The sequence below is a fragment of the Pseudoxanthomonas sp. LjRoot204_2 genome, from assembly GCF_056175765.1.
The window spans coordinates 1-2,204 of record NZ_JBGFFG010000498.1 but is presented as its reverse complement, the minus strand read 5'-3'; the positions used below and the strand labels follow the sequence as shown (position 1 = coordinate 2,204).

Sequence of the window (2,204 nt, the reverse complement as noted above, 5' to 3'; positions counted from 1 at the left end):
GGCCAAGGTCTACCTGTCGGGCATGCTGGAACTGCAACGCGACGACGGCGCGCGCCGCCACCGTGACCGCTTGCAGGCGCGGCTGGACGATGCGGCGATGCTCGACGCGCTCGCCGATGCCTTCCGCTTCCTGGAGGGACGCGTGGCCGCCACGCTCGCCGGACGCATCCGGCAGCGCCTTTTCGAGGCACTGCCCACGGAGGCCCTGCCCCGCATGCACGAGAGCCTGGTCCCGCAGGAAGAAAACGCCTTGCGGTGAACGCGGCTCAGTCCTTCGGCGCGAAGTGCTTGCGCAGGCCGGCCCAGCACACCTGGTAGTCGCGCTGGCGGTGTGCGGCGTCCACCGCCTGCCGCGTTGGCCGGATCACCGCACGCGTCTCGAACATGAAAGCCATTGTTCCGGTGATGACATCGGGCTTGGACAGATCGGCGCCCGACGCTTTCTCGAACGTCGCAGCATCCGGCCCGTGACCGGTCATGCAGTTGTGCAGCGAAGCGCCGCCCGGCGCGAAACCCTCGGCCTTCGCATCGTAGACGCCATGGATCAGGCCCATGAACTCGCTGGCGATGTTGCGATGGAACCACGGCGGACGGAACGTGTCCTGCGCCACCAGCCAGCGCGGCGGGAAGATCACGAAGTCCATGTTGCCCACGCCAGGGGTATCGCTCGGCGAGGTGAGCACCAGGAAGATCGATGGATCCGGATGGTCGTAGCTGATCGAGCCGATGGTGTTGAAGCGGCGCAGGTCATAGCGGTAGGGCGCGTAGTTGCCGTGCCAGCCCACCACGTCGAGCGGCGAATGGCCGATGTCCGCGCGCCACAGGTGGCCCTGGAACTTGGCGATCAGTTCGAATTCGCCCTCGACGTCCTCGTAGGCGGCGACCGGCGTTTCGAAGTCGCGCGGATTCGCCAGCCCGTTCGAGCCGATCGGCCCCAGGTCCGGCAGGCGGAGCTGCGCGCCGAAGTTCTCGCAGACATACCCGCGCGCCTCACCGTCAGGCAGTTCGACCAGGAAGCGCACGCCGCGCGGAATCACCGCGATCTGCTGCGGCTCGACATCGATCACGCCGAACTCGGTGGCGATGCGCAGGCTGCCCTGCTGCGGGACGATCAGCAGTTCGCCATCGGCATCGTAGAAGTAGCGCCCCTGCATCGAACGGTTGGCGGCGTACAGGTGGATGCCCACGCCGTGCTGGGCTTCCGGCGTGCCGTTGCCGGCCATGGTGTAGAGGCCATCGACGAAATCGGTGGGAGTTTCCGGCATCGGCAATGGCGACCAGCGCATCTGGTCCGGCGACACCGGACCGGCACTGAAATCGCTGTGCAGGCGATGCTGCGCGTAGGGCGCGAAGGTGCCGTGCATCGCCGCCGGGCGGATGCGGTACAGCCAGCTGCGGCGGTTCTCGKSGCGCGGCGCGGTGAASGCGGTGCCGCTGAGCTGCTCCGCATAGAGACCGTGCGCCACGCGCTGCGGCGAGTTGCGGCCTTCGGGCAGCGTGCCGGGAATCGCCTCGGTGGCGAAGTGGTTGCCGAAGCCGGTCATGTATCCGCGATCGGGGGGCGTTTTCATCTCGATGCCTTTAAAGCCCCTCTCCCGACGGGAGAGGGGTTGGGGTGAGGGGCGATGGTGAGACGGTCCTGCAGATCGCCTCAGCCACCGCTTCGATCTGCATCAGTACTTCGTTGTCCCAGAACCGCAGGACGGTGAAACCCTTTGATTCCAGGAACTGCGTTCGTAAGTGATCGGATGTTTCCGTGTGCTGCGATCCATCCACTTCAATCACCAACTTGACCGATACACAACAGAAATCGACCGTGTAGGGCGGGATGGAATGCTGGCTACGGAACTTCAAACCCTCGATGCCACCGCCTCTGAGGATCGACCAAAGTTTGCGTTCCGCATCTGTCGATCGTGCCCGCAGTTCCCTCACCCGTTCCAAAGCACGAGTGGCCATCGGAGGTCTGCGGTGGTTCGTCATCCTTGTCCTCCTGCCCCTCACCCCAACCCCTCTCCCGTCGGGAGAGGGGCTTGAGGCAGAAGACTACAGCACCCCGCGCTTCATCTGGTCGCGCTCGATGCTCTCGAACAGTGCCTGGAAGTTGCCTTCGCCGCAGCCTTCGTTGCCCTTGCGCTGGATGATCTCGAAGAAGATCGGGCCCAGCGCGTTCTGGGTGAAGATCTGCAGCAGCTTGCGTTGCTTGG

Annotated in this window: 2 protein-coding genes and 2 pseudogenes; 1 reads left to right on the top strand and 3 read right to left on the bottom strand. The window is 65.2% G+C overall.

Going from position 1 to position 2,204, the window contains the following annotated elements; all coding sequences use genetic code 11:
• Window positions 1-259 (top strand): annotated as a pseudogene (locus tag AC04L7_RS17110) (hypothetical protein); the annotation flags it as partial.
• A gap of 7 nt (window positions 260-266) precedes the next feature.
• On the opposite strand, the gene hmgA reads toward AC04L7_RS17110, so the two are convergent.
• From hmgA to AC04L7_RS17095, 3 genes and pseudogenes are all read right to left on the bottom strand, one after another.
• Window positions 267-1,571 carry a homogentisate 1,2-dioxygenase gene (gene hmgA, locus AC04L7_RS17105; RefSeq protein WP_475513499.1) on the bottom strand — a complete coding sequence of 435 codons (1,305 nt, stop codon included), beginning with the start codon at window positions 1,569-1,571 and terminating at the stop codon, window positions 267-269.
• Window positions 1,572-1,581: 10 nt separating this feature from the next.
• Window positions 1,582-1,980: an endonuclease domain-containing protein gene (locus AC04L7_RS17100; RefSeq protein ID WP_435996749.1), complete on the bottom strand. Its 399-nt coding sequence runs from the start codon at window positions 1,978-1,980 to the stop codon at window positions 1,582-1,584.
• Window positions 1,981-2,043: 63 nt separating this feature from the next.
• Window positions 2,044-2,204: pseudogene (locus AC04L7_RS17095) on the bottom strand (4-hydroxyphenylpyruvate dioxygenase); the annotation flags it as partial.